This is a genomic window from Rhizobium sp. CCGE 510 (assembly GCF_000292525.1).
Taxonomy (GTDB): domain Bacteria; phylum Pseudomonadota; class Alphaproteobacteria; order Rhizobiales; family Rhizobiaceae; genus Rhizobium.
Map to the genome: position 1 here is coordinate 12,615 of NZ_AEYF01000041.1, position 21,059 is coordinate 33,673.

Annotated in this window: 18 protein-coding genes; 11 read left to right on the forward strand and 7 right to left on the reverse strand. The window is 62.2% G+C overall.

Going from position 1 to position 21,059, the window contains the following annotated elements; all coding sequences use genetic code 11:
• Window positions 1–19 precede the first annotated feature (19 nt).
• Both ctaD and coxB read right to left on the reverse strand, forming a co-directional pair.
• Window positions 20–1,732 (reverse strand): cytochrome c oxidase subunit I, encoded by a 1,713-nt coding sequence (gene ctaD / locus RCCGE510_RS19655; RefSeq protein ID WP_007632819.1) that lies wholly within the window; start codon window positions 1,730–1,732, stop codon window positions 20–22.
• A gap of 16 nt (window positions 1,733–1,748) precedes the next feature.
• Entirely contained in the window at window positions 1,749–2,633 is an 885-nt protein-coding gene (gene coxB, locus RCCGE510_RS19660; protein ID WP_007632820.1) for a cytochrome c oxidase subunit II, read from the reverse strand.
• 317 nt (window positions 2,634–2,950) lie between these two features.
• Here coxB and RCCGE510_RS19665 point away from each other — a divergent pair, with 317 nt between their 5' ends.
• The 3 genes from RCCGE510_RS19665 (at window position 2,951) to RCCGE510_RS19675 (ending at window position 5,878) form a co-directional block, all read left to right on the forward strand.
• Complete coding sequence (locus tag RCCGE510_RS19665) at window positions 2,951–3,616, forward strand: invasion associated locus B family protein (protein WP_192815329.1); 666 nt, start codon at window positions 2,951–2,953, stop codon at window positions 3,614–3,616.
• Window positions 3,617–3,953: 337 nt separating this feature from the next.
• Entirely contained in the window at window positions 3,954–5,369 is a 1,416-nt protein-coding gene (gene tldD / locus RCCGE510_RS19670; protein ID WP_007632822.1) for a metalloprotease TldD, read from the forward strand.
• A gap of 17 nt (window positions 5,370–5,386) precedes the next feature.
• Window positions 5,387–5,878: a GNAT family N-acetyltransferase gene (locus RCCGE510_RS19675; protein ID WP_007632824.1), complete on the forward strand. Its 492-nt coding sequence runs from the start codon at window positions 5,387–5,389 to the stop codon at window positions 5,876–5,878.
• Window positions 5,879–5,906: 28 nt separating this feature from the next.
• On the opposite strand, the gene RCCGE510_RS19680 is transcribed toward RCCGE510_RS19675, so the two are convergent.
• The gene (locus RCCGE510_RS19680; RefSeq protein ID WP_007632827.1) at window positions 5,907–6,215 is read right to left on the reverse strand and encodes a hypothetical protein; all 309 of its coding nucleotides are present in this window, start codon (window positions 6,213–6,215) and stop codon (window positions 5,907–5,909) included.
• An 82-nt stretch (window positions 6,216–6,297) separates the two neighbouring features.
• The gene (locus RCCGE510_RS19685; RefSeq protein ID WP_007632829.1) at window positions 6,298–7,581 is read right to left on the reverse strand and encodes a D-alanyl-D-alanine carboxypeptidase family protein; all 1,284 of its coding nucleotides are present in this window, start codon (window positions 7,579–7,581) and stop codon (window positions 6,298–6,300) included.
• 220 nt (window positions 7,582–7,801) lie between these two features.
• Here RCCGE510_RS19685 and RCCGE510_RS19690 point away from each other — a divergent pair, with 220 nt between their 5' ends.
• Complete coding sequence (locus RCCGE510_RS19690; protein ID WP_007632832.1) at window positions 7,802–8,839, forward strand: polysaccharide deacetylase family protein; 1,038 nt, start codon at window positions 7,802–7,804, stop codon at window positions 8,837–8,839.
• 6 nt (window positions 8,840–8,845) lie between these two features.
• Here the strand turns inward: RCCGE510_RS19690 and pdxH are convergent, their stop codons facing one another.
• Window positions 8,846–9,466, reverse strand: a complete 621-nt coding sequence (gene pdxH, locus RCCGE510_RS19695) for a pyridoxamine 5'-phosphate oxidase (RefSeq protein ID WP_007632834.1) — start codon at window positions 9,464–9,466, stop codon at window positions 8,846–8,848.
• Between the two features lie 65 nt (window positions 9,467–9,531).
• On the opposite strand from pdxH, the gene RCCGE510_RS19700 reads away from it, so the two are divergent.
• From RCCGE510_RS19700 to RCCGE510_RS19715, 4 genes are all read left to right on the forward strand, one after another.
• On the forward strand, window positions 9,532–9,990 hold the full coding sequence (locus tag RCCGE510_RS19700; protein WP_037079276.1) for an RT0821/Lpp0805 family surface protein: 459 nt from the start codon (window positions 9,532–9,534) through the stop codon (window positions 9,988–9,990).
• Between the two features lie 265 nt (window positions 9,991–10,255).
• Window positions 10,256–11,488: a DnaJ C-terminal domain-containing protein gene (locus RCCGE510_RS19705; RefSeq protein WP_007632839.1), complete on the forward strand. Its 1,233-nt coding sequence runs from the start codon at window positions 10,256–10,258 to the stop codon at window positions 11,486–11,488.
• A gap of 122 nt (window positions 11,489–11,610) precedes the next feature.
• Window positions 11,611–12,429 carry an enoyl-ACP reductase FabI gene (gene fabI / locus RCCGE510_RS19710; protein ID WP_007632841.1) on the forward strand — a complete coding sequence of 273 codons (819 nt, stop codon included), beginning with the start codon at window positions 11,611–11,613 and terminating at the stop codon, window positions 12,427–12,429.
• Between the two features lie 104 nt (window positions 12,430–12,533).
• Complete coding sequence (locus RCCGE510_RS19715) at window positions 12,534–13,124, forward strand: histidine phosphatase family protein (RefSeq protein ID WP_007632842.1); 591 nt, start codon at window positions 12,534–12,536, stop codon at window positions 13,122–13,124.
• A 207-nt stretch (window positions 13,125–13,331) separates the two neighbouring features.
• On the opposite strand, the gene RCCGE510_RS19720 is transcribed toward RCCGE510_RS19715, so the two are convergent.
• Window positions 13,332–13,592 carry a DUF1344 domain-containing protein gene (locus RCCGE510_RS19720; protein ID WP_003569889.1) on the reverse strand — a complete coding sequence of 87 codons (261 nt, stop codon included), beginning with the start codon at window positions 13,590–13,592 and terminating at the stop codon, window positions 13,332–13,334.
• Window positions 13,593–13,833: 241 nt separating this feature from the next.
• Between RCCGE510_RS19720 and RCCGE510_RS19725 the strand changes: the two genes are divergently transcribed.
• The 3 genes from RCCGE510_RS19725 to ribB all read left to right on the forward strand — a co-directional run bounded on the left by RCCGE510_RS19725 (window position 13,834) and on the right by ribB (window position 19,420).
• Entirely contained in the window at window positions 13,834–17,007 is a 3,174-nt protein-coding gene (locus RCCGE510_RS19725) for an EAL domain-containing protein (protein WP_037079277.1), read from the forward strand.
• Between the two features lie 199 nt (window positions 17,008–17,206).
• A complete protein-coding gene (gene aroC / locus RCCGE510_RS19730) occupies window positions 17,207–18,304 on the forward strand; it encodes a chorismate synthase (protein ID WP_007632853.1) in 1,098 nt (365 codons plus the stop codon).
• Window positions 18,305–18,316: 12 nt separating this feature from the next.
• Window positions 18,317–19,420, forward strand: coding sequence for a 3,4-dihydroxy-2-butanone-4-phosphate synthase (gene ribB / locus RCCGE510_RS19735; RefSeq protein WP_007632854.1), 1,104 nt, complete (start codon window positions 18,317–18,319; stop codon window positions 19,418–19,420).
• 339 nt (window positions 19,421–19,759) lie between these two features.
• Here the strand turns inward: ribB and RCCGE510_RS19740 are convergent, their stop codons facing one another.
• Complete coding sequence (locus RCCGE510_RS19740) at window positions 19,760–20,950, reverse strand: winged helix-turn-helix domain-containing protein (RefSeq protein ID WP_007632855.1); 1,191 nt, start codon at window positions 20,948–20,950, stop codon at window positions 19,760–19,762.
• Between the last annotated feature and the right edge of the window lie 109 nt (window positions 20,951–21,059).

Below are 21,059 nucleotides of genomic sequence, written 5' to 3' on the forward strand. Positions count from 1 at the left end.
CGTCCTGACACCCGCGCAATTACTTAATGCGCGGAAGCTGTTCCCACTGGTGATAGGGCGGCGGCGAAGGCAGCTGCCATTCGAGCGTCGTCGCACCCTCACCCCACGGATTGTCGCCGGCGACGCGCTTCTTGGCGAAGGCTTCGAAGACGCCGAAGAGGAAGATCAGCACACCGAAGGCCGAGATGTAAGAGCCGATGGAGGAAACATAGTTCCAGCCGGCAAAGGCATCCGGATAGTCGATGTAGCGGCGTGGCATGCCGGCGAGGCCGAGGAAATGCTGCGGGAAGAACACCAGGTTGACGCCGATGAACATGACCCAGAAATGCAGCTTGCCGACAAACTCGTTGTACATGTAACCGGTCATCTTCGGGAACCAGTAGTACCAGCCGGCGAAGATCGCGAAGACGGCGCCGAGCGACAGAACGTAGTGGAAGTGGGCCACGACGTAATAGGTGTCATGCAGCGAGCGGTCGAGACCGGCATTGGCGAGCTGGACGCCGGTGACGCCGCCGACCGTGAACAGGAAGATGAAGCCGATCGCCCAGAGCATCGGCGTGCGGAACGAGATCGAGCCGCCCCACATCGTCGCGATCCAGGAGAAGATCTTCACACCCGTCGGAACGGCGATGACCATCGTCGCGAAGACGAAGTAGCGCTGCGCATCGAGCGACAGGCCGACCGTATACATGTGGTGAGCCCAGACGACGAAGCCGACGGCGCCGATCGCGACCATGGCGTAGGCCATGCCGAGATAACCGAAGATCGGCTTCTTCGAGAAGGTCGAGATGATGTGGCTGACCATGCCGAAGCCCGGCAGGATGAGGATGTAGACCTCGGGGTGACCGAAGAACCAGAACAGGTGCTGGTAAAGGATCGGGTCGCCGCCGCCTTCCGGAGAGAAGAAGGAGGTGCCGAAGTTACGGTCGGTGAGCAGCATGGTGATGCCGCCTGCCAGAACCGGCAGCGACAGCAGCAGCAGGAAGGCGGTGATCAGCACCGACCAGGCAAACAGCGGCATCTTGTGCAGCGTCATGCCGGGTGCGCGCATGTTGAGGATCGTGGTGATGAAGTTGATCGCACCGAGGATCGACGAGGCACCGGCAATGTGGAGCGCGAAGATCGCAAGGTCGACAGCCGGACCGGGTGTGCCGGTGGTCGCCAGCGGCGGATACATCGTCCAGCCGCCGCCCGTGCCGTAGGCGCCTGCCGGGCCTTCGACGAACATCGACAGCAACAGCAGCGCGAAGGCCGGCACGATCAGCCAGAAGGAGATGTTGTTCAGGCGCGGGAAGGCCATGTCGGGGGCGCCGATCATGATCGGCACCATCCAGTTGGCAAAACCACCGATCATCGCCGGCATGACCATGAAGAAGATCATGATCAGCGCATGCGCCGTGGTGAACATGTTGAACATCTGCTTGGCGCCGTCGATCGCGGCATCGCCCTCATAGCCATAGACCATCGAGGCCAGGCCGTGGAAGATCTGAATGCCAGGCTCCTGCAGCTCCATGCGCATGGCAACCGACAGCGCGCCGCCGATGATGCCGGCGATGATCGCGAAGATCAGGTAGAGCGTGCCGATGTCCTTGTGGTTGGTCGAGAACAGCCAGCGATTGGCAAAGCTCGGCTTGTGCGAGTGATCGTGATCGCCATGCGAGTGATCATCATGCGCATGGTCGTGATGGGCGTGATCGTGAGAATGATCGTCGTGAGCGGAAGGTCCAGCCATTGTCCCGATCCCCTTATTACTGTGCTTCGGCGACGTCGAGGGTCTTTGCGGGACCATCGGTTGCGGCCATGAGTGTCTTGTAGGCGCCGGGCAGGTCGCTGGCGGCTGCGGTTAGCCACTGCTTATACTTGTCCTCGGAGACGACGCGGATGGCGATCGGCATGAACGCATGGTCCTTGCCGCAGAGCTCGGAACACTGGCCATAGAACAGGCCTTCGCGCTCGGCCTTGAACCAGGTCTCGTTCAGACGACCCGGCACGGCATCGATCTTGACGCCGAAGGACGGCATGGCGAAAGCGTGAATGACGTCGGTCGGTGCGGAGGTCACGAGAACGCGGACCGTCTTGTTGACCGGTAGGACCAGTTCGTTGTCGACGGCGAGAAGTCTGGGATAAACCGACTTGTCTTCCTTGCCGGCGGCAGCGCGGTCCTGATCCTTCAGGAGGTAGCTGTCGAAAGCGAGCGGGCTGTCGCCCGAACCTTCATATTCATAATTCCACTGCCACTGGGTGGCGGTCGCCTTGATCGTCACGTCGGGGTTTTCAGGCAGCGTCAGCTGCGCCGTCAGCAGGTTGAACGAGGGAATGGCGAGAAGAAGCAGCACCAGGACCGGCCCCACGGTCCAGGCAATCTCGATCAGCGTGTTGTGGCTCGTCCTCGAGGGAACCGGGTTCGCGCTGGCGCGGAACTTGAAGCAGACGACGATGAGCAGGGCCAGAACGAAGAGCGTGATCGGAACGATAAACCACAGGGTATATTGTTCGAACCAGTGGATTTCCCGCATGATCGGCGTTGCCGCCGGCTGCAGCGTCGCCTGCCACGGCATTGGCTGGTCGGCATATGTGCCGGAAGCAAAAAGCAGACAGACCAGCGCGGTCAGAGCTGCATAAGCCTTCTTCATCACCTTATTATCTCCCTCGAGCGCTCGACCTGCAAAATAGAACGCAGAATCCTTGCCATCTTCAGCGCTTCAAACCACAGTTTGGCATTTGCCGCAACAGGTCAGAGCAATTGTCTATGCGGCATTTTTGCTGAAAGCATAGGCAGGCCAGAACGGCAAAACATCCCAAGTTTTTCATCAGCATATGAAAAATCGGCTTTCCGGCCAACCCGCGCGCCACACATTATTTCCGAAAGGTCCAATTTCCGCCGCAGTCCCCCGGTTTTCACGGGGTGGGGCTTTTCATTTTTGGTGGGCAGCTTCAACAATAGCCGCAAATGATTCGATATCCAGAGGTTTCCATGGGTTTCCGTTCCCTCGCGCAGTCGCTTCTCGTGACTGTCAGCATCGCGGCCGCAGCGACGACACCTGTTTTCGCACAGCAGCAACCGACGCCGGCCCAGGCCAAGCCGCCGGCTGCTGCTCCTGCCCAAGCCCCAGCTCCGACGCCGCAGCAGCCGAGTGCGGCCAGTCCGAATATCCAGGTGACACCCGGCCAGACCCAGCCGCAGGCACCGGGTACGGTGAAATCCAATCACGGCGCATGGTCCGTGGTCTGTGACAAGCCGGCCGGCGCTTCGACCGAACAGTGCGCGCTGATGCAGAATGTCATCGCCGAGGATCGGCCGGAGGTCGGGCTTTCCGTCGTCGTGCTGAAGACGGCCGACCGCAAGTCGAAGATCCTCCGCGTGCTGGCGCCGCTCGGCGTGCTGCTGCCGAACGGCCTCGGGCTCAATGTCGACGGTAAGGATATCGGCCGCGCCTATTTCGTCCGCTGCTTCTCCGACGGCTGTTATGCCGAGGTCGTGCTCGAAGACGAGCTGCTGAAGACCTTCCGCAGCGGCGCCCAGGCAACCTTCATCGTCTTCCAGACCCCGGAAGAAGGCATCGGCATCCCGGTCGACCTCAAGGGTTTTGCCGAAGGTTTCGACGCCCTGCCTTGAGATCAGCTGGCGGCCTGCCGCGGGTCCGCCCCTCCGCCTGCCGGCACCAACCGGGGTCGAGCCGCGGGTCTCGACCCGTCCTTCGGACCCCCGCTTGCGGGGCGAAGGGGAATAGCCGCCCGCCGCCTTCCTCAACCTCAACGCCGCGTTTGGCACGTCCCCTCGCCCCGTTTTTAGGGTGAGGGGCAGCCATCCGCGCGAACCGGGCGGTGTCGCACGAGCCAAGATAACCTCATTTCACAAAGAATATTCCACCGCAGGGCTTCACTCCTTGTCACAGGGAGCCCTATCTAAGGTGTAAGCGCATTCCCGAACGCATGCCCATTGGAGCCAGACCATGACCACCGATCTCCTGACGCTATTCGATGCCGACGAAGCCACGATGCGTGGTCTGGTCGCCGAGGCCTTGGCCGGCGCCGATGACGGCGAGCTGTTTATCGAGCATGCGCAGGCGGAAGCGCTGACCTTCGACAATGGCCGGCTGAAGGGCGGCAGCTTCAACACCGAGCAAGGGTTCGGGCTGCGCGCCGTTGCCGGCGAAGCGGTCGGTTTCGCCCATGCCGGTGATCTCTCGGTGGCGGCGCTGAAGCGGGCGGCGGATGCTGTGGGTGCAGTGACGCGCGGCTATTCCGGCTCCTATGCCGCAGCCCCGCAAGGCACCAACAAGAAATTCTACGGCGACCAGAACCCGATCGGCCAACCGAGCTTCGAGGAAAAGGTCAAGGTGCTGCAGGACATCGACGCCTATCTCAGGGGCAAGGACGACAAGGTGCGGCAGGTGACGGCCTCGGTGGCGGCGAGCTGGCAGGTGGTCGACATCCTGCGCGCCGACGGACACCGCGTGCGCGACATCAGACCGATGACCCGCATCAATATCTCGGTGATGGTCGGTGAAGGCGATCGGCAGGAGAGCGGCTCTTATGGCCACGGCGGGCGCATCGGCTTCGGCGACTTCATCGCCGAGGGCAGCTGGCAGTATGGCGCCGACGAGGCGCTGCGCCAGGCGCTCGTCAACCTCGAGGCAATCGATGCGCCGGCGGGCACGATGGACGTCGTTCTCGGCTCCGGCTGGCCGGGTGTGATGCTGCACGAGGCCGTCGGCCATGGGCTGGAAGGCGATTTCAACCGCAAGAAGACGTCGGCCTTCTCAGGGCTTCTCGGCCAGATGGTCGCCGCCCCCGGCGTGACCGTGGTCGACGACGGCACGATCGACAACCGCCGAGGCTCGATCACCATCGACGACGAGGGCACACCCTCCGGCTACAATGTGCTGATCGAGAACGGCAAGCTGGTCGGCTATATGCAGGATCGGCAGAATGCCCGGCTGATGGGCATGGCGCCCACCGGCAACGGCCGCCGCCAGGGTTATGCGCATGTGCCGATGCCGCGCATGACCAACACCTATATGCTCGGCGGCGACAAGACGCCCGAGGAAATCATCGCCTCGGTGAAGAAGGGCATCTATGCCGTCTCCTTCGGCGGCGGCCAGGTGGATATCACCTCCGGCAAGTTCGTCTTCGGCTGCACCGAGGCCTATCTGATCGAGAACGGCAAGGTCGGCGCACCGATCAAGGGCGCCATGCTGATCGGCAACGGTCCGGATGCGATGAAGCGGGTATCGATGATCGGCAACGACATGAAGCTCGATACCGGCATCGGCAATTGCGGCAAGGGCGGCCAATGGGTTCCCGTCGGCGTCGGCCAGCCGCATCTGCGCATGGACCAGGTGACGGTCGGCGGCACCCAGACCTGAGGCGAAAGGAGCCCGTGATGGCACAGGTCGAGATCAGGCGTTTCACGGAAGATGATGCCGATGCCGTGCTTTCGGTGATCCTGCCGATCCAGCGCCAGGAATTCGGCATCGATATCACTGCCGATGCGCAGCCGGATCTGCGGGTCATCCCGGATTTCTATCAGTCCGGCAAGGGGCAGTTCTGGGTCGCCGTCAGGGATGGTGCCATCGTCGGCACGCTGGGCTTGAAGGATATCGGCAATAACCAGGCGGCGCTGCGCAAGATGTTCGTCGCCGCCGAGGTTCGCGGCGGCGAACACGGCGTGGCGGCGCTGCTCCTTGACCGCCTGTTTTCCCATGCCAGCGATGCCGGCCTCACCGATATCTTTCTCGGCACCACAGACAAGTTCGTCGCCGCCCATCGGTTCTACGAGAAGAACGGCTTTACCGAGGTCGCCAAGAGCGCCCTGCCTCGCGCCTTCCCGCTGATGGCGATGGACACCAAGTTTTATCGACACAAGCTCGGCTGACTCCAGCAGCCGGCAATGCATCAGCTCTTCAGCACGTCGGCTGGCTGAACAGCCACTTCCGCTCGATCGCCGCGGCAAGATCGATATCGTTGCGGCGGGCAAACAGCAGGAGATGTCCGAGAAGGTCGGCAGTCTCGTCGGCCAGATCGCGCCGCATGTCTTCAGGCGAGCGGCCTTTTGCACGGCCGCGCCCGGTCAGCCGGTTCCAGGCCTGGGTCAGTTCACCCATTTCCTCCTGCAGCTTCAGCAGGAACCAGTCGGCGTCGCGCTCGATGCCGTTGGCGGCGACATGGGCAGAGGAAGAGATTTCGAACTGGTCGGCAAGACGACGCAACATCGGCGTTCTCCTTTTGTTTATGGAAGAGACGCTGATTCCCGATGCGTGTCCAGCGGCAATTGCCCGACTGCCGCGGTGACGTTCAGCCGTGGTCCGGCAGCAGCATGCAGTCATAGGAGCGCTGCTTCAGCGCATCGCAGGCCGAGACCGCGGCGTCCTTGCTGGCGAAGCCGACGAAGCGGGCGCGATAGATCTTGTTGGCGCCTTTCCCGACCGCCTCGGTATAGGGCGAGGCGGAACTGAGCGGCGCGCCGCCTTCAGACTTGGCTTGGGCGAGAAGCGCACGCGCGGCATCGGCGCTCGGAGCGGCCGAGATCTGGATCTGCCAGTCGCCAACGGTCTTGTCTGCCGACATTTTCGGCGCCTTGCCGGCGTTCAGGATTTCGTCCATCGCGACCGGACGCTCCAGCGGCACGACGGTGTCATCGGCATAGGCCAGGCTCTTTGCTGCCAGATCGTCGGCCTGGCGCGGTGCGCTGAGCGGCACCGGAACATCGGAATCATCGGCGGCGGAGGCGACTTCGACGGGCTCCCTGGCGCCGACGCTCGCCACCAGCTTGGCGCCGCCGGAAGACGAGGCACGGCCGAGATAACGGTCGAGCAGACCGGCCATCTTGGCGTCGCGGCTGCGGGCGGTGCGGCCGCCGAGCACGACGCCGACGACGCGCCGATTGCCGTCCTTGACGGCGCTGACGAGGTTGAAGCCGGAGGCGTTGGTATAGCCGGTCTTGATGCCGTCCATGCCCTGGTAGCGGTACATGAGATTGTTGTGGCCGCGCACGGTGCGGCCGCGGAAATTGAAGCTTGCCGCCGAAAACAGCCGGTATTCGTTCGGATAGTTCTTCATCAGCGCGATGGCGAGCGTCGACATGTCACGCGCCGTGGTGACCTGACGACCGTCCGGCAGGCCTGAGGCGTTGACGAAGACGGTGCGGCTCATGCCGAGCTGGCGGGCTTTGGCGGTCATCATCCCGGCAAAACCGCTTTCCGAGCCGCCGAGCTTTTCGCCCATGGCGGAGGCTGCATCATTGGCGGATTTAATGATCATTCCATAGACCGCCTCGCGCACGGTGATCGTGCCACCAGCCTTGACGCCAAGCTTGGTCGGCGGCCGAGACGCGGCGTATTTCGACATTTTGATCGGCGTATCCCAGGCGATCTTGCCGCGCTTCAGAGCTTCGAAGGTGAGATAGAGCGTCATCATCTTCGTCAGCGAGGCCGGATGGTTCAGTGTGTCGGCGTTTTCGGCGGCGAGAACCTTGCCGGTGCGGGCATCGAGGACCAGCGAGGCGCTGCCGGCCAGGGCCGCAAGAGGCGCCGATACGGCAAGCGTCACGGTCAAAACAGCCGCCAGAAGCGTTCTCATGCAGTTCCCCTTGATGCGTCGGCTCTCGATAGGATCGGCGTTTGTGCCGTATTGTGACAGAAGCCGCAAGTTTGGCGCGACTTTGAGGCAACGCCTATCATTTTTCTAGTCTTTTCATCGTCTTGGTTAACAGGAAATGAGAGACCTGTGCGAAATTGGGATTCAGCAAGGCTTAAGCCGCGCTTGCTACTTTCCCGCAAATGTTGAGGACAGGCGCCGCATGACCGGGAAATTGAAACGACTGGCGAAACGCGCAGCGATCGGCGCCGGGCTCGAGCTTTCCTGGCTTCTCGCGGCCGCCGGCCTGATGCGCGAAGCGCGCGGACGCGGCGTCATCTTCACGCTGCATCACGTCCGCCCGCACGTGCCGGAGGCTTTCGAGCCGAACGCACATCTCGAAATCACCCCGCAATTTCTCGATACGGCGCTGCGGCGCCTGAGGCGGGAGGGCTATCGCTTCGTGCCGCTCGACCAAGTGCCGGCGCTGCTGGCGGAGCCCGAGGGTGGGAAGCCGTTTGCAGCCTTCACCCTCGACGACGGCTATATCAACAATCTGGAGCATGCGCTGCCGGTGTTCGAACAGCACCGGGCGCCGTTTACGGTGTTCGTCGCCCAGGGTTTTGCCGAGGGCTCGCACAGTATCTGGTGGGAGACGCTTGCCGTCCTCCTGCGCCGGGCTGGGGAAATCCGCTTCGATTTCGGTGGCGGCAGCGAGCGCCTGGCGCTCGACAATCCGCAGCAACAATGGGATGCCTTCGACCGCTTCGCCGCTTATGTCCACCGCTCCGACGAGGCGCGTGCCATTGCTGCAATCGACATTCTGGCGCGGGAAAACGGCATCGAGCCGACCGACATCACCCGCGAGCTGGTGATGGAGCCCGGCCAGTTGCAATGGCTGGCGACCCATCCGCTCGCAACACTCGGCGCCCATACGATCAGCCATCGGGCGCTGGCCCGGCTGCCGGAAGCCGAAGCGCGGATCGAGATGCAGGTTTCGGCCGATTACGTCGAGGCGGTGACCGGCATCCGTCCCGTGACGATCGCCTATCCCTACGGCACACCGGTGGCGGCGACCGGCCGCGAGGCGGCGATTGCCCGCAATCTCGGCTTTCAGGCTGCGGTCACCACCCAGCCGGGCCTGCCGGTCACGCGGCAAACCGCCTATCTCTCGCGCATTTCGCTGAACGGCTTCTACCAGAAGCGACGCTACGTCTCAGCCCTTGCCTCTGGCATTCCGCTGAAGCTGATGGGAAAATAGGGCCGCTTACGGATACATCCTGACCTTGTCCCATGCGCCTTCCGGCAAGGGCCGGCGAAATTCGACCCGGTCATGCAGGCGGAAGTTCTGGTCCTTCCAGAATTCGATCGAGGTCGGCCGGATGCGGAAGCCAGACCAGTGGGCGGGGCGGGGAATATCGCCGATGGCGTAACGCGCGGTATATTCGGCCACGGCCTTCTCCAGCGCGAAGCGGCTTTCCAGCGGGCGGGATTGTTTCGAGGCCCAGGCACCGATGCGGCTGCCGCGCGCCCGCGTCTTGAAATAGGCGTCGGCTTCGGCATCGGTGACGATCTCGACCGGGCCACGCAGCCTGACCTGGCGACGCAGGCTTTTCCAGTGAAAGCACATGGCCGCCTTTTTCTGGCCCAGAATTTCACGGCCTTTCTGACTCTCGAAATTGGTGTAGAAGACGAAACCGTCGTCATCGAATCCCTTCAGGAGAACCATGCGGACATTGGGAAGACCATCCTCATCGACCGTCGCCAGCGCCACGGCGTTCGGGTCGTTGGGTTCGGAACTTTCCGCTTCTCCAAGCCATTCGGCAAAGAGCTTGAAGGGCTCGCCACTTTCGGTAAAGTCACCGCTTGTTAACTCGTTTGCCGACATATTGGTTCAAATGCCCCGGATTATTCAAAACTCGCCCAGCTTTCGATAACTGGACAGGATGCAGGGTGGAAGTCATAGCAAAGTCATATCGCCATACAAAGGGCCTGCGGCGACGCAGCAGCGTGTTCTTCGTCATCGGCGTTGCAATGCTTTCGCTTTCCGGCTGCCTTGCAGGCGGCATGGATTTTCTCAGCGAAGCCAAGGTCGACAGGTCGGTGGCAACCGGCACCGTGCCGCAGACGCCGCCGAGCACCGATACGCTCTCCGACGAGATGACCGTGCGCAATGCCGTGACCTCGGCCGATGTGCAAAGGCTCGAGGGCCAACCGCTTCCCTGGGCGAACGCATCGACCGGCAGTGCCGGCGTCATCGATACGATCGTCGAGAACAACGAATCAGGCCAGGTCTGCCGCCAATTCCGCACCACGCGGCATTCCTATGTCGGGATCGCCAAATTCTACGGCAAGACCTGCCTTGTCGGCGGCGGCAACTGGCAGCTTTTGAGTTTCCAGCCAGAAAGTTGATCCGGCTCGCCAACAGGTTAACGCCTGACGGCTTTCTGCCGCATGCTTAGCAAAGAGCTAACCATTCGCTGCAAAACATCGCACATCTCTCCCCAGAAATAAGAAGTGATTAGCAACTCCGACGCACGATCAGCGTTGAGAGGGGTTGTCCCTGCCTTTGCGGCGGGATGGCGCGTTCCGAGTTGATATTGAGCTTTTACTATTGGAATTTCGGGATGCTGGGCAAGGACGTGGCTTCCCGCATCGCAACATCGGCGGTTTTGACATGCGCGATCCTTATAAAATTCTGGGCGTCAGGCGCGACGCGGCAGCAGACGAGATCAAGGCGGCTTGGCGCAATATGGCCAAATCAGCCCATCCCGACCACAATCAGAGCGACCCGACGGCAACCGCCCGGTTCGCCGAGATCGGCCGCGCCTATGAAACGCTGAAGGATCCGCGCAAACGCAGCCTGTTCGACACTGCCGTGCGGATGGCGGAAGCCAAGAAAAACGAACAGACGATCATGCAGCAGCGCCAGGCAGCGCGCGAGGCTGCCGTGCGCGCCAAGGCGGCGAAGGCCAATGCCGAGCGGGTAATGGAAGAGCTTGCGCGCGCCGCCCAGAAGGCGGCTGCCGAGGGCTCCAGACAACAGGCAGGATCCGCTGAGCCCGCCGACGAAATGGTCGAGCGCATTTTCGGCGCCCAGGCCCGTGCCGCTGGCGGCCAGGCGCAAGGTCGCGCGCAACAGGCACAATATCAGCAGGCTCAATACCAGCAGACCCAAAACCCGCAGGCCCAAAACCAACAGACCCAGAACCAGCAGGCCCAGAACCAGCAGACGGGCGAGACCGGCAGGCGCGTCGATGGCGACGCCGCCGATACCGACAGCAAGGCCGACGAGGAAACAAGTGAGATTGCAGCCAATGCAGCTGCCAACCTGCCGCTGCCGCTCAGCATCCTGACCTCCCTGGTGCGCCGCTTTACCGGCGCCAAGGATACCGGCCTGGAAAAAGCACCGGATGAGGTGGCGACGGCGACGGTTTCGATCGACGACGTCTTGAAGAGCGGCTGGATCACCGCCTCACTGCCGGAAGGCCGCGAGATCGGCTTCGCATTGCCGGCAGGCACGACCGACGGTTACGAGCTGCGGCTCAAGGGACAGGGCTTCAAGCTGCCGGGCATGCAGCGCGGCGATGCCGTCATCAACATTCGCATCGCCCCCGATCCGCGCTTCACGGTCGATGGTTTCGATCTGCATGCCGTGCTGCCGCTCAGCATCGAAAATGCCGTTCTCGGCACCGAGGCGCGCATCGAGGGCCCAAGCGGGCCGCTCAACATTACGGTGCCCGCATGGTCGGGCTCGGACAAGACGATCAGCATCCCCGGCCAGGGACTGCCCCGCGAAGAAGGCGGCAGAGGCGATCTCGTCGTCGAATTGCGCATTATCCTGTGGGAAAAACCCGACGACAAAGTCACCGATCTGATGCGGAGCATGCGCGAAGGCCTGTTCCTGTGAAATATTTATGACTTTCGCACCCTTTGTTACGATACCTAACAGTTGATGATCCAGGCCAAGCTTGAACCGATTAGCGGCCTATGCCATAGGCAGGATCAATTAGAATTCCTAGGGAGCGAAATATGGCTCAAGCATCCGGCCTCATGGCAGGCAAACGCGGCGTCATCATGGGTGTCGCCAACAATCGCTCGATTGCGTGGGGTATTGCCAAGGCCATTCATGCGCAGGGCGGAGAAGTCGCGCTCACCTACCAGGGCGATGCGCTGAAGAAGCGCGTCGAGCCGCTCGCCGCCGAAATCGGCGCGACGCTGGTCGGCCACTGTGACGTTGCCGACGAAGCCACGATCGACGCTGTTTTCGAAAACGTCGAAAAGCTCTGGGGCAAGATCGATTTCCTCGTGCATGCGATCGGCTTCTCCGACAAGGACGAGCTGACCGGCCGCTACGTCGACACCTCGGCCGACAACTTCGCCAAGACGATGCAGATCTCCGTCTATTCCTTCACGTCGGTCGCACGCCGCGCCGAGAAGCTGATGACGGATGGCGGCGCCATGCTGACGCTGACCTATTACGGCGCCGAAAAGGTGATGCCGAACTATAACGTCATGGGTGTTGCCAAGGCCGCGCTCGAAGCGAGCGTCAAGTATCTGGCCGTCGACCTCGGACCGCAGAACATCCGCGTCAACGCCGTCTCTGCCGGACCGATCAAGACGCTTGCCGCCTCCGGCATCGGCGATTTCCGCTACATTCTGAAGTGGAACGAATACAACGCGCCGCTGCGCCGTACCGTCACCATCGAGGAAGTCGGCGATGTCGGCCTCTATCTCCTGTCGGACCTGTCGCGTTCCGTCACCGGCGAAATACACCATGCCGATAGCGGCTATCATGTCATCGGCATGAAGGCTGTCGACGCGCCAGACATTTCCGTCATCAAGGACTAGAGAATTTCGCGTGACGGCAATGCCCACTCTTTCTGTTTTTACGCAATTCCGGACGCAGACCCGCTGCGCGCTTGCGCCGGAATTGCTCTAACGGAGCCGAGACCGTGCTTATCTATGTGATCAGACACGGCCAGACCGCCTGGAATGCCGAGCGCCGCCTGCAGGGCCAGAAGGATATCCCGATGAATGCCACGGGCCTGGAACAGGCCCGGCAAAACGGCATCACGCTTGCCGATATTCTCGGCGACACCGTCGTTGAATTCGATTTCGTCGCCAGCCCGCTTCAGCGCACACGCCAGACGATGGAAATCATGCGCGCCGCCATGGGCCTGCCGCCGCTTGCCTATCGCACCGATCCGAGGCTCGTGGAGATTTCCTTCGGCGACTGGGAGGGCTCGACGCTCAAGGAACTGAAAGCGACACAGCGCGAGCGGGTAGCGGAACGCAACGCTTCGAAATGGGATTTCATCCCGCCCGGCGACGACGCGGAGAGCTACGAAATTCTCTCCTGGCGCACCGGCTCCTGGCTGCACTCGGTCGAGCGCCCGACGGTCTGCGTGACGCATGGCGGCGTCATCCGCACGCTTTTCCAGACGATTTCCGACCTGCCGAAGAGCAGCGCTGCCGAAGGCGCAATCCCGCAGGACCGGATCGCCAGGATCGAAACCGCCGAGCGGACGATCGTCTGGCTGTAAATATTGCTTAATTCGCGAACGCCGCGTGCCCCTCATCCGGCTGCCGCCACCTTCTCCCCGTAAACGGGGCGAAGGGACATACCACACCGTCTCCGTTCCTCACCAGCGTCTCGCAGGGCACGTCCCCTCGCCCCGTTTACGGGGAGAGGGTTAGGGTGAGGGGCAGCATCGCGCGAACCTCGCCCAACCATTCTCCAGAAAGCCGCCCTACTTGACGATATCGAGATCGTTGATGACGCGTTTGCCGTCGACCTCGGTATAGAAGACGATGACCTTCACGCCGGCTTCGAGGCCGTCGAAATTGAATTCCTCGGGTGCCTGATAGGTTTTGCCGTCATCGAGCGTCAGCACGAGATTGGCGGTGTCGACCTTCTTGATCGTCGCCTCGACATCGGCGCTCTCGGCAAAACCGCTCATCGGCGACAGGAAACTTGCTGTTGCCAAAAGCGTGGCGACGACGAAACGCATGGCGACAATCCTTTTAAAGCGCTGCACGAAAACTTGACTGGCCACAGATAGCCTCCTGAATATGGCGAAAATTGCCCGTAAGAATGGCTTTTCCCGCCTAATTGATGAATAGGATTTTAAATATAATCAAGATGCCGCTTTAGCCGCGTTTTTTCCTTCCGACAATTTTTCGGCATTGCCTCCGGGCAATCGTAAATTAACCCCCGCGTCCTACAGTTACTCGGAATACGGGGGTCTCATTTTGTTATCCAGGCTGAGCGACAACAAGCAGTTACGGCGCGTGTTGAAGAATGCCCGCGTCTCGTTTCTGGTTTCATCCCTTGTCGCCCTTGTCGTCATCATGGTCGGTTTCGGCCTCGACCGGGCCAATACTGCGTCTTACGTGCGCGAACTTCATATCCGCACCGAAAGCGAGGCCAACCTCATCCGTGCCCGGGTCATGGCTGAGATCAACATGGACCTCAGCATCGTCCGCGACCTTACCAACCTGATCTCCGTCAGCGCGGCAAATAGAGATGAGATCGAGCGGCAGATCAACTGGCTGCTGATCCAGAATCCGTCCTTCATTCACATCGCCGTCGCACCCGATTTCATCGTCAGCAACGTCTATCCCGCGCAATCCGGGAATGAGCGGATCGGCCGCGACGTGCGCGAAACGCTCTTTTCACGCCAGGCCATGACGCCTGCGGCCGGCGATCAGTCGGCGCGCTTCTATGGCCCGATCAGCACCGACGGCCGGGACGGCTTTGCCATATTCTTCCCGGTTTTCGCCAAGGAGAACGGCCAGCGGCGGATCTTTGGGGCGGTCGAGCTCGTCATCGACCAGCAGATGTTTTACGAGGCGACCGGACTGATGCCGGCGCGCGACCGTGAGAACCGGGAACGTTATCCGCATCTCGACCATCTTTCGATCGCCATCCGGGATATCGCCTCGCCGGCGAGGGCCGCGACAGCAGCGCCCTTCTTCGGGTCGTCCGATATCGACGGCAAGGATCCGATGCGCCAGAAGATCGGCTTTGCCGGCGGCAAGTGGGAACTCTCCGTCGTCCCGAACAGCGGCTGGGACGCGATACCGGAAAACCGAACCGAGCTGCGCCTGATCGTCGTTGCCGCCGGCAGCATCATCATCATCCCGATCTTCTTCGCCACACTCCTGCTCGGCGAGCGCTATCGCAACATCACCGAGCTGGAGACGCGCGAAGCGAAACTCAAGGAACTGTCGCAGCGGCTCAATCTGGCGCTGGAATCTTCCAACATCGGCATCTGGGAGCTGCTGGATCATTCCAGCAGCCTGCTCTGGGATGCGCGCGCCGCTGCCCTGCACGGCAAGCCGGCCGAGGAAGGAAGCCGGGCGCTCGACGAATGGCTGGCGGCGATCCTGCCCGAGGACCGCGACATTGCCGAAGTGCATTTCTTCAGCTGCAGCATCGCCGGCGCCGCCTGCACGGCGCAGTACCGCATCCTGCTTGCCGATGGCGGCATCCGGCATCTGCGCTCGGTCGGCGCCTTCTATACGGATGCCGGCGGCGTCAGCAAGACGATCGGCATCGTCTGGGATGTGACCGCCGATGCGGTGACGACCGACATGCTGCGCAAGGCCAAGGATACCAGCGAGGTCAAGAATGCCGAGTTGGAGCTGGCGCTTGAAGAGCTCTCCAGCCGCGAGGGGCAGCTCGCCGAGCTGTCGAGCCGGCTCGACCTGGCGCTCAACTCCTACCAATGCGGCATATGGGAAGCGCGGCCCCACCGAGGCGGCTCGATCTGGAACGAGCGCATGCACGAGCTCTACGGGCTTGCGCCGCGCAACGGCTTCATGACCGAGGAGATCTGGCTTTCGCGCATCCACCCCGAGGACCGGGCTCTGGCGCTCGAAAGTGCACGCCATTTCAAGCAGAACGGCGATACTCACACCCTCGTCTGCCGGGTGATCGTCGAGGACGGCTCGGTGCGCTATGTGCGCTCGGTCGGCAAGGTTCACCAGACGGGGACCGGCGAGATGAAAATCATGGGCATCGCCTTCGATGCCACCGAAGACGTGCTGATGACGATCCGGCTGAAGGCGGCCAAGGACGAGGCGGTCGCCAAGAATATCGAGCTCGAGCTCGTCAAGAACAGGATCGAGCACAATTCGCTGCACGACCCGCTGACCGCACTGGCCAATCGCCGCAAGCTCGACATCGCACTGGAAAGCCTCACCCATGACGGCCGCCGGCAGCGGCAGAAATTCTCGATCCTGCACATCGACCTCGATCGCTTCAAGGACATCAACGACACGCTCGGCCATGCCGCCGGCGATGCGATGCTGGTGCATGCCTCGAAGGTGCTCGCCAAGAATGTCCGCGGCAGCGATATCGTCGCGCGTATCGGCGGCGACGAATTCGTCATCCTTGCGCTTGACGTCGGCGACAAGGAGATGGCGCAGCTGTCGACGCGGATCATCGAGGAAATGCGCCAGCCCATCGATTTCCAGGGCTTTTCCTGCCGCTGCGGTGTGTCGATCGGCGTGGCGCTCGCCAACGGCATTCACGTCGATGCGCGCAAGGTGCTGATCAACGCCGATATCGCGCTCTACCGCGCCAAGAGCATGGGCCGCAACCGCTTCGAATTCTTCAACCACAATCTCCAGGCCGATATCATCAATACCAAGCGCACCGCCGACGAGATCCTCGCCGGCATCGACAATTGCGAGTTCACCGCCTGGTACCAGCCGCAATTCTCGGCTCGGACGATGGAGCTGACCGGTGTGGAGGCGCTGGTGCGTTGGAACCATCCGGTCAAGGGGTGGCTCGCGCCCGACAAGTTCCTGCGGATTGCCGACGAGATCAACGTCGTACAGATGCTCGACCGGATCGTGCTGGAAACGGCGCTGCGCGACAAGATGCGCTGGACGGCGCGCGGCATTGCCATTCCCAAGGTCTCGGTCAATGTTTCGGCGCGGCGGCTGCATGACGGCAGCCTGCTGGAGTCGCTGGCAGATCTGCATATCCGCCCCGGCGAGATCTCTTTCGAACTGGTGGAATCGATCTTCCTCGACGAGAGTGAGGACGTGGTCTCGCACAATCTCGAGCGTATCAAGGCGCTCGGCATCGATATCGAGATCGACGATTTCGGCACCGGCCATACCTCGATCGTCAGCCTGTTGAAACTGAAGCCGAAGCGGCTGAAGATCGACCGCCAGCTGGTGCAGCCGATCGTCCATGCCTCGCAGGAGCGGGCGTTGGTCAGTTCGATCATCGAGATTGCCCGTTCGCTCGGCGTCGAGACGGTGGCCGAAGGGGTGGAGACGGCGGCGCACGCCGAACTGCTGCGCGACCTCGGCTGCGATATCCTGCAGGGCTATGCCTTCTCGCGGCCGCTCTCCTTCGACGATTTCACCAATGAGGCGACCGGAACGGGGTGGCGGCTGGCCTCATGATCGCCGCCTGCCGACCGCCCTCCCCTGACCCCTGCCCTGCCTGCGGAAAGAGGGTCGCGCCGGAAGACCGAAACAGCATTTCCGCCGCTGCCGGTTTGACGCAAAGAAAGACTTTTGCCTCGACGGTTTTTTGGCCTATGAGTGTCGCGCCTTTTCAAGCAATGGCGCGACCGGCTTTGGCGCGCCACCGTGGGAACACATGTCGCACAATACATTCGGTCACCTCTTCCGCGTAACCACCTGGGGCGAAAGCCATGGTCCGGCGCTCGGCTGCGTCGTCGACGGCTGCCCTCCGGGGCTGCGCTTCACGCTCGAGGACCTGCAGGTCTGGCTCGACAAGCGCAAGCCCGGGCAATCCCGCTTCGTGACGCAGCGGCGCGAGGACGATCTGGTAAAGGTGCTGTCAGGCGTCATGCTCGACGCCGACGGCGAGACGATGACATCAACCGGCACGCCGATCTCGATGCTGATCGAAAACACCGACCAGCGCTCCAAGGATTACGGCGAGATCGCCAGGCAATACCGCCCCGGCCATGCCGATTATACCTATGACCTCAAATACGGCATTCGCGACTATCGCGGTGGCGGCCGTTCCTCAGCGCGCGAGACCGCCGCACGGGTTGCGGCCGGCGGCATCGCCCGGCTCGTCGTGCCTGGTGTCACCGTGCGCGGGGCGCTGGTACAGATCGGCAAGCACAAGATCGACCGCCGCAACTGGGACTGGGACCAGGTCGGGCAAAACCCGTTCTTCTCCCCCGACGCCGCGATCGTGCCGGTCTGGGAGGAGTATCTCGACGGCATCCGCAAGACGGGCTCGTCGATCGGCGCGGTCGTCGAAGTGGTTGCCGAAGGCGTGCCGGCCGGCCTCGGCGCACCGATCTATGCCAAGCTCGACCAGGACATCGCCTCGCTGCTGATGTCGATCAATGCCGTCAAGGGCGTCGAGATCGGCAATGGTTTTGCCGCCGCCGAAACCAGCGGCGAAGACAACGCCGACGAGATGCGCATGGGCAATGACGGCGTGCCGATCTTCCTTTCCAACAATGCCGGCGGTATTCTCGGCGGCATCTCGACCGGACAGCCGGTGGTGGCGCGTTTCGCCGTCAAGCCGACCTCCTCGATCCTGACCGAACGCCAGTCGATCGATGCCGACGGCAAGAATGTCGATATCCGCACCAAGGGCCGGCACGACCCCTGCGTCGGCATCCGCGCCGTGCCGATCGGCGAGGCGATGGTCGCCTGCGCCATCGCCGACCATTATCTTCGCGACCGCGGCCAGACCGGCCGTCTGAAATAGGAGCGCTCGCCCATGTCTTATGACCAGAAGCGCGTCGTCGACGCCATCCGAGCTTTCGAGGCCGGCGAGATCGTCGTGGTCATGGACGACAATGACCGCGAGAACGAAGGCGACCTGATCGTCGCCGCCGTGCATACCACGCCGGAAAAAATGGCCTTCATCGTCCGCCACACCTCAGGCATCGTCTGCGCGCCGATGCCGAAGGAAGAGGCCAAGCGTCTCAACCTCAATGCCATGGTGGCGGAAAACGATTCGGCCCACACGACGGCTTTCACCGTCTCGGTCGATTTCAAGCACGGCACGACGACCGGCATCTCCGCCGACGACCGGACGCTGACGGTGCGCAACCTTGCCAATCCGAATGTCGGCGCTGCCGATTTCGTCCGTCCCGGCCACATCTTCCCGCTGGTTTCCCGCGAAGGCGGCGTGCTGATGCGCTCAGGCCATACGGAAGCCGCCGTCGACCTCTGCAAGCTTGCCGGCCTGCCACCGATCGGTGTCATCTCCGAGCTCGTTAACGACGACGGCACCGTCACCCGCGGGCCGCAGGTGGTCGATTTCGCCGAGCAGCACGGGCTGAAGCTCGTCTCCGTCGCCGATCTCATCGCCTATCGCCAGCGCAAGGAAACTCTGATCGAACTCGGCACCAGCTTTGATGTCGACACGCCGTTCGGCAAGGCCAAGGCCCATACCTATTCCCTGCCCTGGGACCCGATGCAGCATCTCGCTGTCGTCTTCGGCGATATTCGCGACGGCGTCGATATCCCGGTGCGCCTGCATCCGGAGAATGTCGCCGAGGATCTGTTCGGCAAGAACAGCCCGGTCGATTTCTACATGCAGAAGATTTCCGAGGAAGGCCGCGGCGTCATCGTCTATCTGCGCGAAGGCTCGGTCGGCGTCGGCCACAACGACAATGGCCGCAAGGCCCGCAACCAGGGCCGCGAAGCCCATGCCGAAGCGAAGACGCGCGACAGCGAATGGCTGGAAATCGGCCTCGGCGCCCAGATCCTCAAGGACCTCGGCGTCAGCTCGATCAAGCTGCTCACCAGCCGCGAACGGCACTATGTCGGCCTGGAAGGTTTTGGGATCAAGATCAGCAAGACGGAGATTTGCTGAGGGGAGGTCCCTCTTCTCTCCAGCGAGATCAGTTTAGGCCGTGACTGGCTATCTGATTTCGTAGCGGATGGCGTTTACAGAGGTGTCTGCGGTGAATGGGTTTCTCCTGCGCACCCCACTCTCCGTCATGCTCGGCCTTGAGCCGAGCATCCACGCCGCATCCACCGGCAGTCGTGGCATGGATCCCAGGCTCAAGGCCTGGGATGACGGAGAGTGTGGTTGGCGTTGTTGCCAAACTCGCCGTCGGCGCACAGCGACGCACCGCAGCTGGTGCTTCATTCGGCCGGCACTTATAACGGCCTCCCTTGTGAGGGCGCGGGCCGGGCAGAGGATATTCCGCTACCCTCGCCACCCGTCCAAAAGCACAACCGTCTCGACTCCCGCAAACCGCGCCACCCGGTCGAGCTCCGCCTCCAGCCGCTCCAGCCGCCCCGCCGAAGCCTTGACACCCGGCTCCAGCCAGAGCCGCCGGACATCGAGCGTCGATTTCTTCCGATCGGCCTTCATGTCGATGCGGCCGATCAGCCGGTCGCCTTCGAGCAGCGGGAAGACGTAATAGCCATATTCGCGCTTCGGTTCGGGCACGAAAATCTCGATGCGGTAGAAAAAGCCGAACAGGCGTTCGGTGCGGTTGCGGTCGCGGATCATCGGGTCGAAGGGGCTGAGCACGCGGATGCGCGGCGGTGCGCCGGGATAGTCGTCGAGCGTCGAGAGAAAATCGGCGAATGCCCAGGATGGGCGCGGTTTGCCGCCCAGCGCCGGTTCGATCAGCACTTCGGTGAGCTCGTCACGATGGGCCGCCACCCAGACCTTGGCTTCATCGGGCGAGACGAGGTTCCAGAAGGCCGATATCTCGCCATGGGTGGCGAAGCCGAGGCGGGTGAGCGCGCTGCGGCAGGCCCAGTCGATAAATTCCTCGCGGCTTACCTCCGGCTCGCGGAATTCGGCCGGGATGACGCGCTCGGTGAGATCATAGATCTTCTGGAAGTTCGAGCGGCCGGCGATGGCGAACTTGCCGGTGTGCCAGAAATATTCGAGCGCCGTCTTGTTCGGATGCCAATTCCACCAGCCGCCGGAGACATGGCCGTCTGCCTTGATGTCGCGGGCGAGGATAGCGCCATCGCGCTCAACGCGCTGATAGGTCTCCTCGAAAGCCGTCTCGAAACCCTCGCCGCGCCATTTGCGCCAGCGTTCGATGATGACCTTTTCCTGATGGCGGAACTTGTGTTTCCAATAGACGAAGAAGGCGCTCGGCAGGATGGAGGCATCATGCGTCCAGTGCTCGAACAGCACGCCGTCCTTTTCGAGCAGCGCCGTCAGATGCTCGCGCCGGTAGGTCTGGTTGCGGGAAAACAGGATCTGATGATGCGCCCGCTCCACCGTCTGGATGCTGTCCACCTGGACGAAACCCAGCTCACCGATGAGCTGCAACAGGCCGGCCTTGGTCAAGGCGCGGTTCGGTGGGGCGCTGAGACCCTGCTTGGCAAGAAAGACACGTCGGGCGTCGGAATTGGAAAGCAGATTCGTCATGGCGACATCATAATCCGGAAAATCTTCCTAGCCACCCGATATTGAGATTTCTCTTCATCACCACGGATTCCCCGTATAGAAGCACTGCTGTCAGGTTGGCGCCAGTGGC

Excerpts from the sequence above, each read along its gene's own strand:
- coxB (WP_007632820.1), bottom strand. The coding sequence starts at position 2,633 with ATGAAGAAGGCTTATGCAGCTCTGACCGCGCTGGTCTGTCTGCTTTTT.
- ribB (WP_007632854.1), top strand. The coding sequence starts at position 18,317 with ATGTCTTATGACCAGAAGCGCGTCGTCGACGCCATCCGAGCTTTCGAG.
- pdxH (WP_007632834.1), bottom strand. The coding sequence starts at position 9,466 with ATGTCGGCAAACGAGTTAACAAGCGGTGACTTTACCGAAAGTGGCGAG.
- RCCGE510_RS19705 (WP_007632839.1), top strand. The coding sequence starts at position 10,256 with ATGCGCGATCCTTATAAAATTCTGGGCGTCAGGCGCGACGCGGCAGCA.
- RCCGE510_RS19720 (WP_003569889.1), bottom strand. The coding sequence starts at position 13,592 with ATGCGTTTCGTCGTCGCCACGCTTTTGGCAACAGCAAGTTTCCTGTCG.
- tldD (WP_007632822.1), top strand. The coding sequence starts at position 3,954 with ATGACCACCGATCTCCTGACGCTATTCGATGCCGACGAAGCCACGATG.
- aroC (WP_007632853.1), top strand. The coding sequence starts at position 17,207 with ATGTCGCACAATACATTCGGTCACCTCTTCCGCGTAACCACCTGGGGC.
- RCCGE510_RS19740 (WP_007632855.1), bottom strand. The coding sequence starts at position 20,950 with ATGACGAATCTGCTTTCCAATTCCGACGCCCGACGTGTCTTTCTTGCC.
- RCCGE510_RS19675 (WP_007632824.1), top strand. The coding sequence starts at position 5,387 with ATGGCACAGGTCGAGATCAGGCGTTTCACGGAAGATGATGCCGATGCC.
- ctaD (WP_007632819.1), bottom strand. The coding sequence starts at position 1,732 with ATGGCTGGACCTTCCGCTCACGACGATCATTCTCACGATCACGCCCAT.
- RCCGE510_RS19690 (WP_007632832.1), top strand. The coding sequence starts at position 7,802 with ATGACCGGGAAATTGAAACGACTGGCGAAACGCGCAGCGATCGGCGCC.
- RCCGE510_RS19680 (WP_007632827.1), bottom strand. The coding sequence starts at position 6,215 with ATGTTGCGTCGTCTTGCCGACCAGTTCGAAATCTCTTCCTCTGCCCAT.
- RCCGE510_RS19685 (WP_007632829.1), bottom strand. The coding sequence starts at position 7,581 with ATGAGAACGCTTCTGGCGGCTGTTTTGACCGTGACGCTTGCCGTATCG.
- RCCGE510_RS19665 (WP_192815329.1), top strand. The coding sequence starts at position 2,951 with ATGATTCGATATCCAGAGGTTTCCATGGGTTTCCGTTCCCTCGCGCAG.
- fabI (WP_007632841.1), top strand. The coding sequence starts at position 11,611 with ATGGCTCAAGCATCCGGCCTCATGGCAGGCAAACGCGGCGTCATCATG.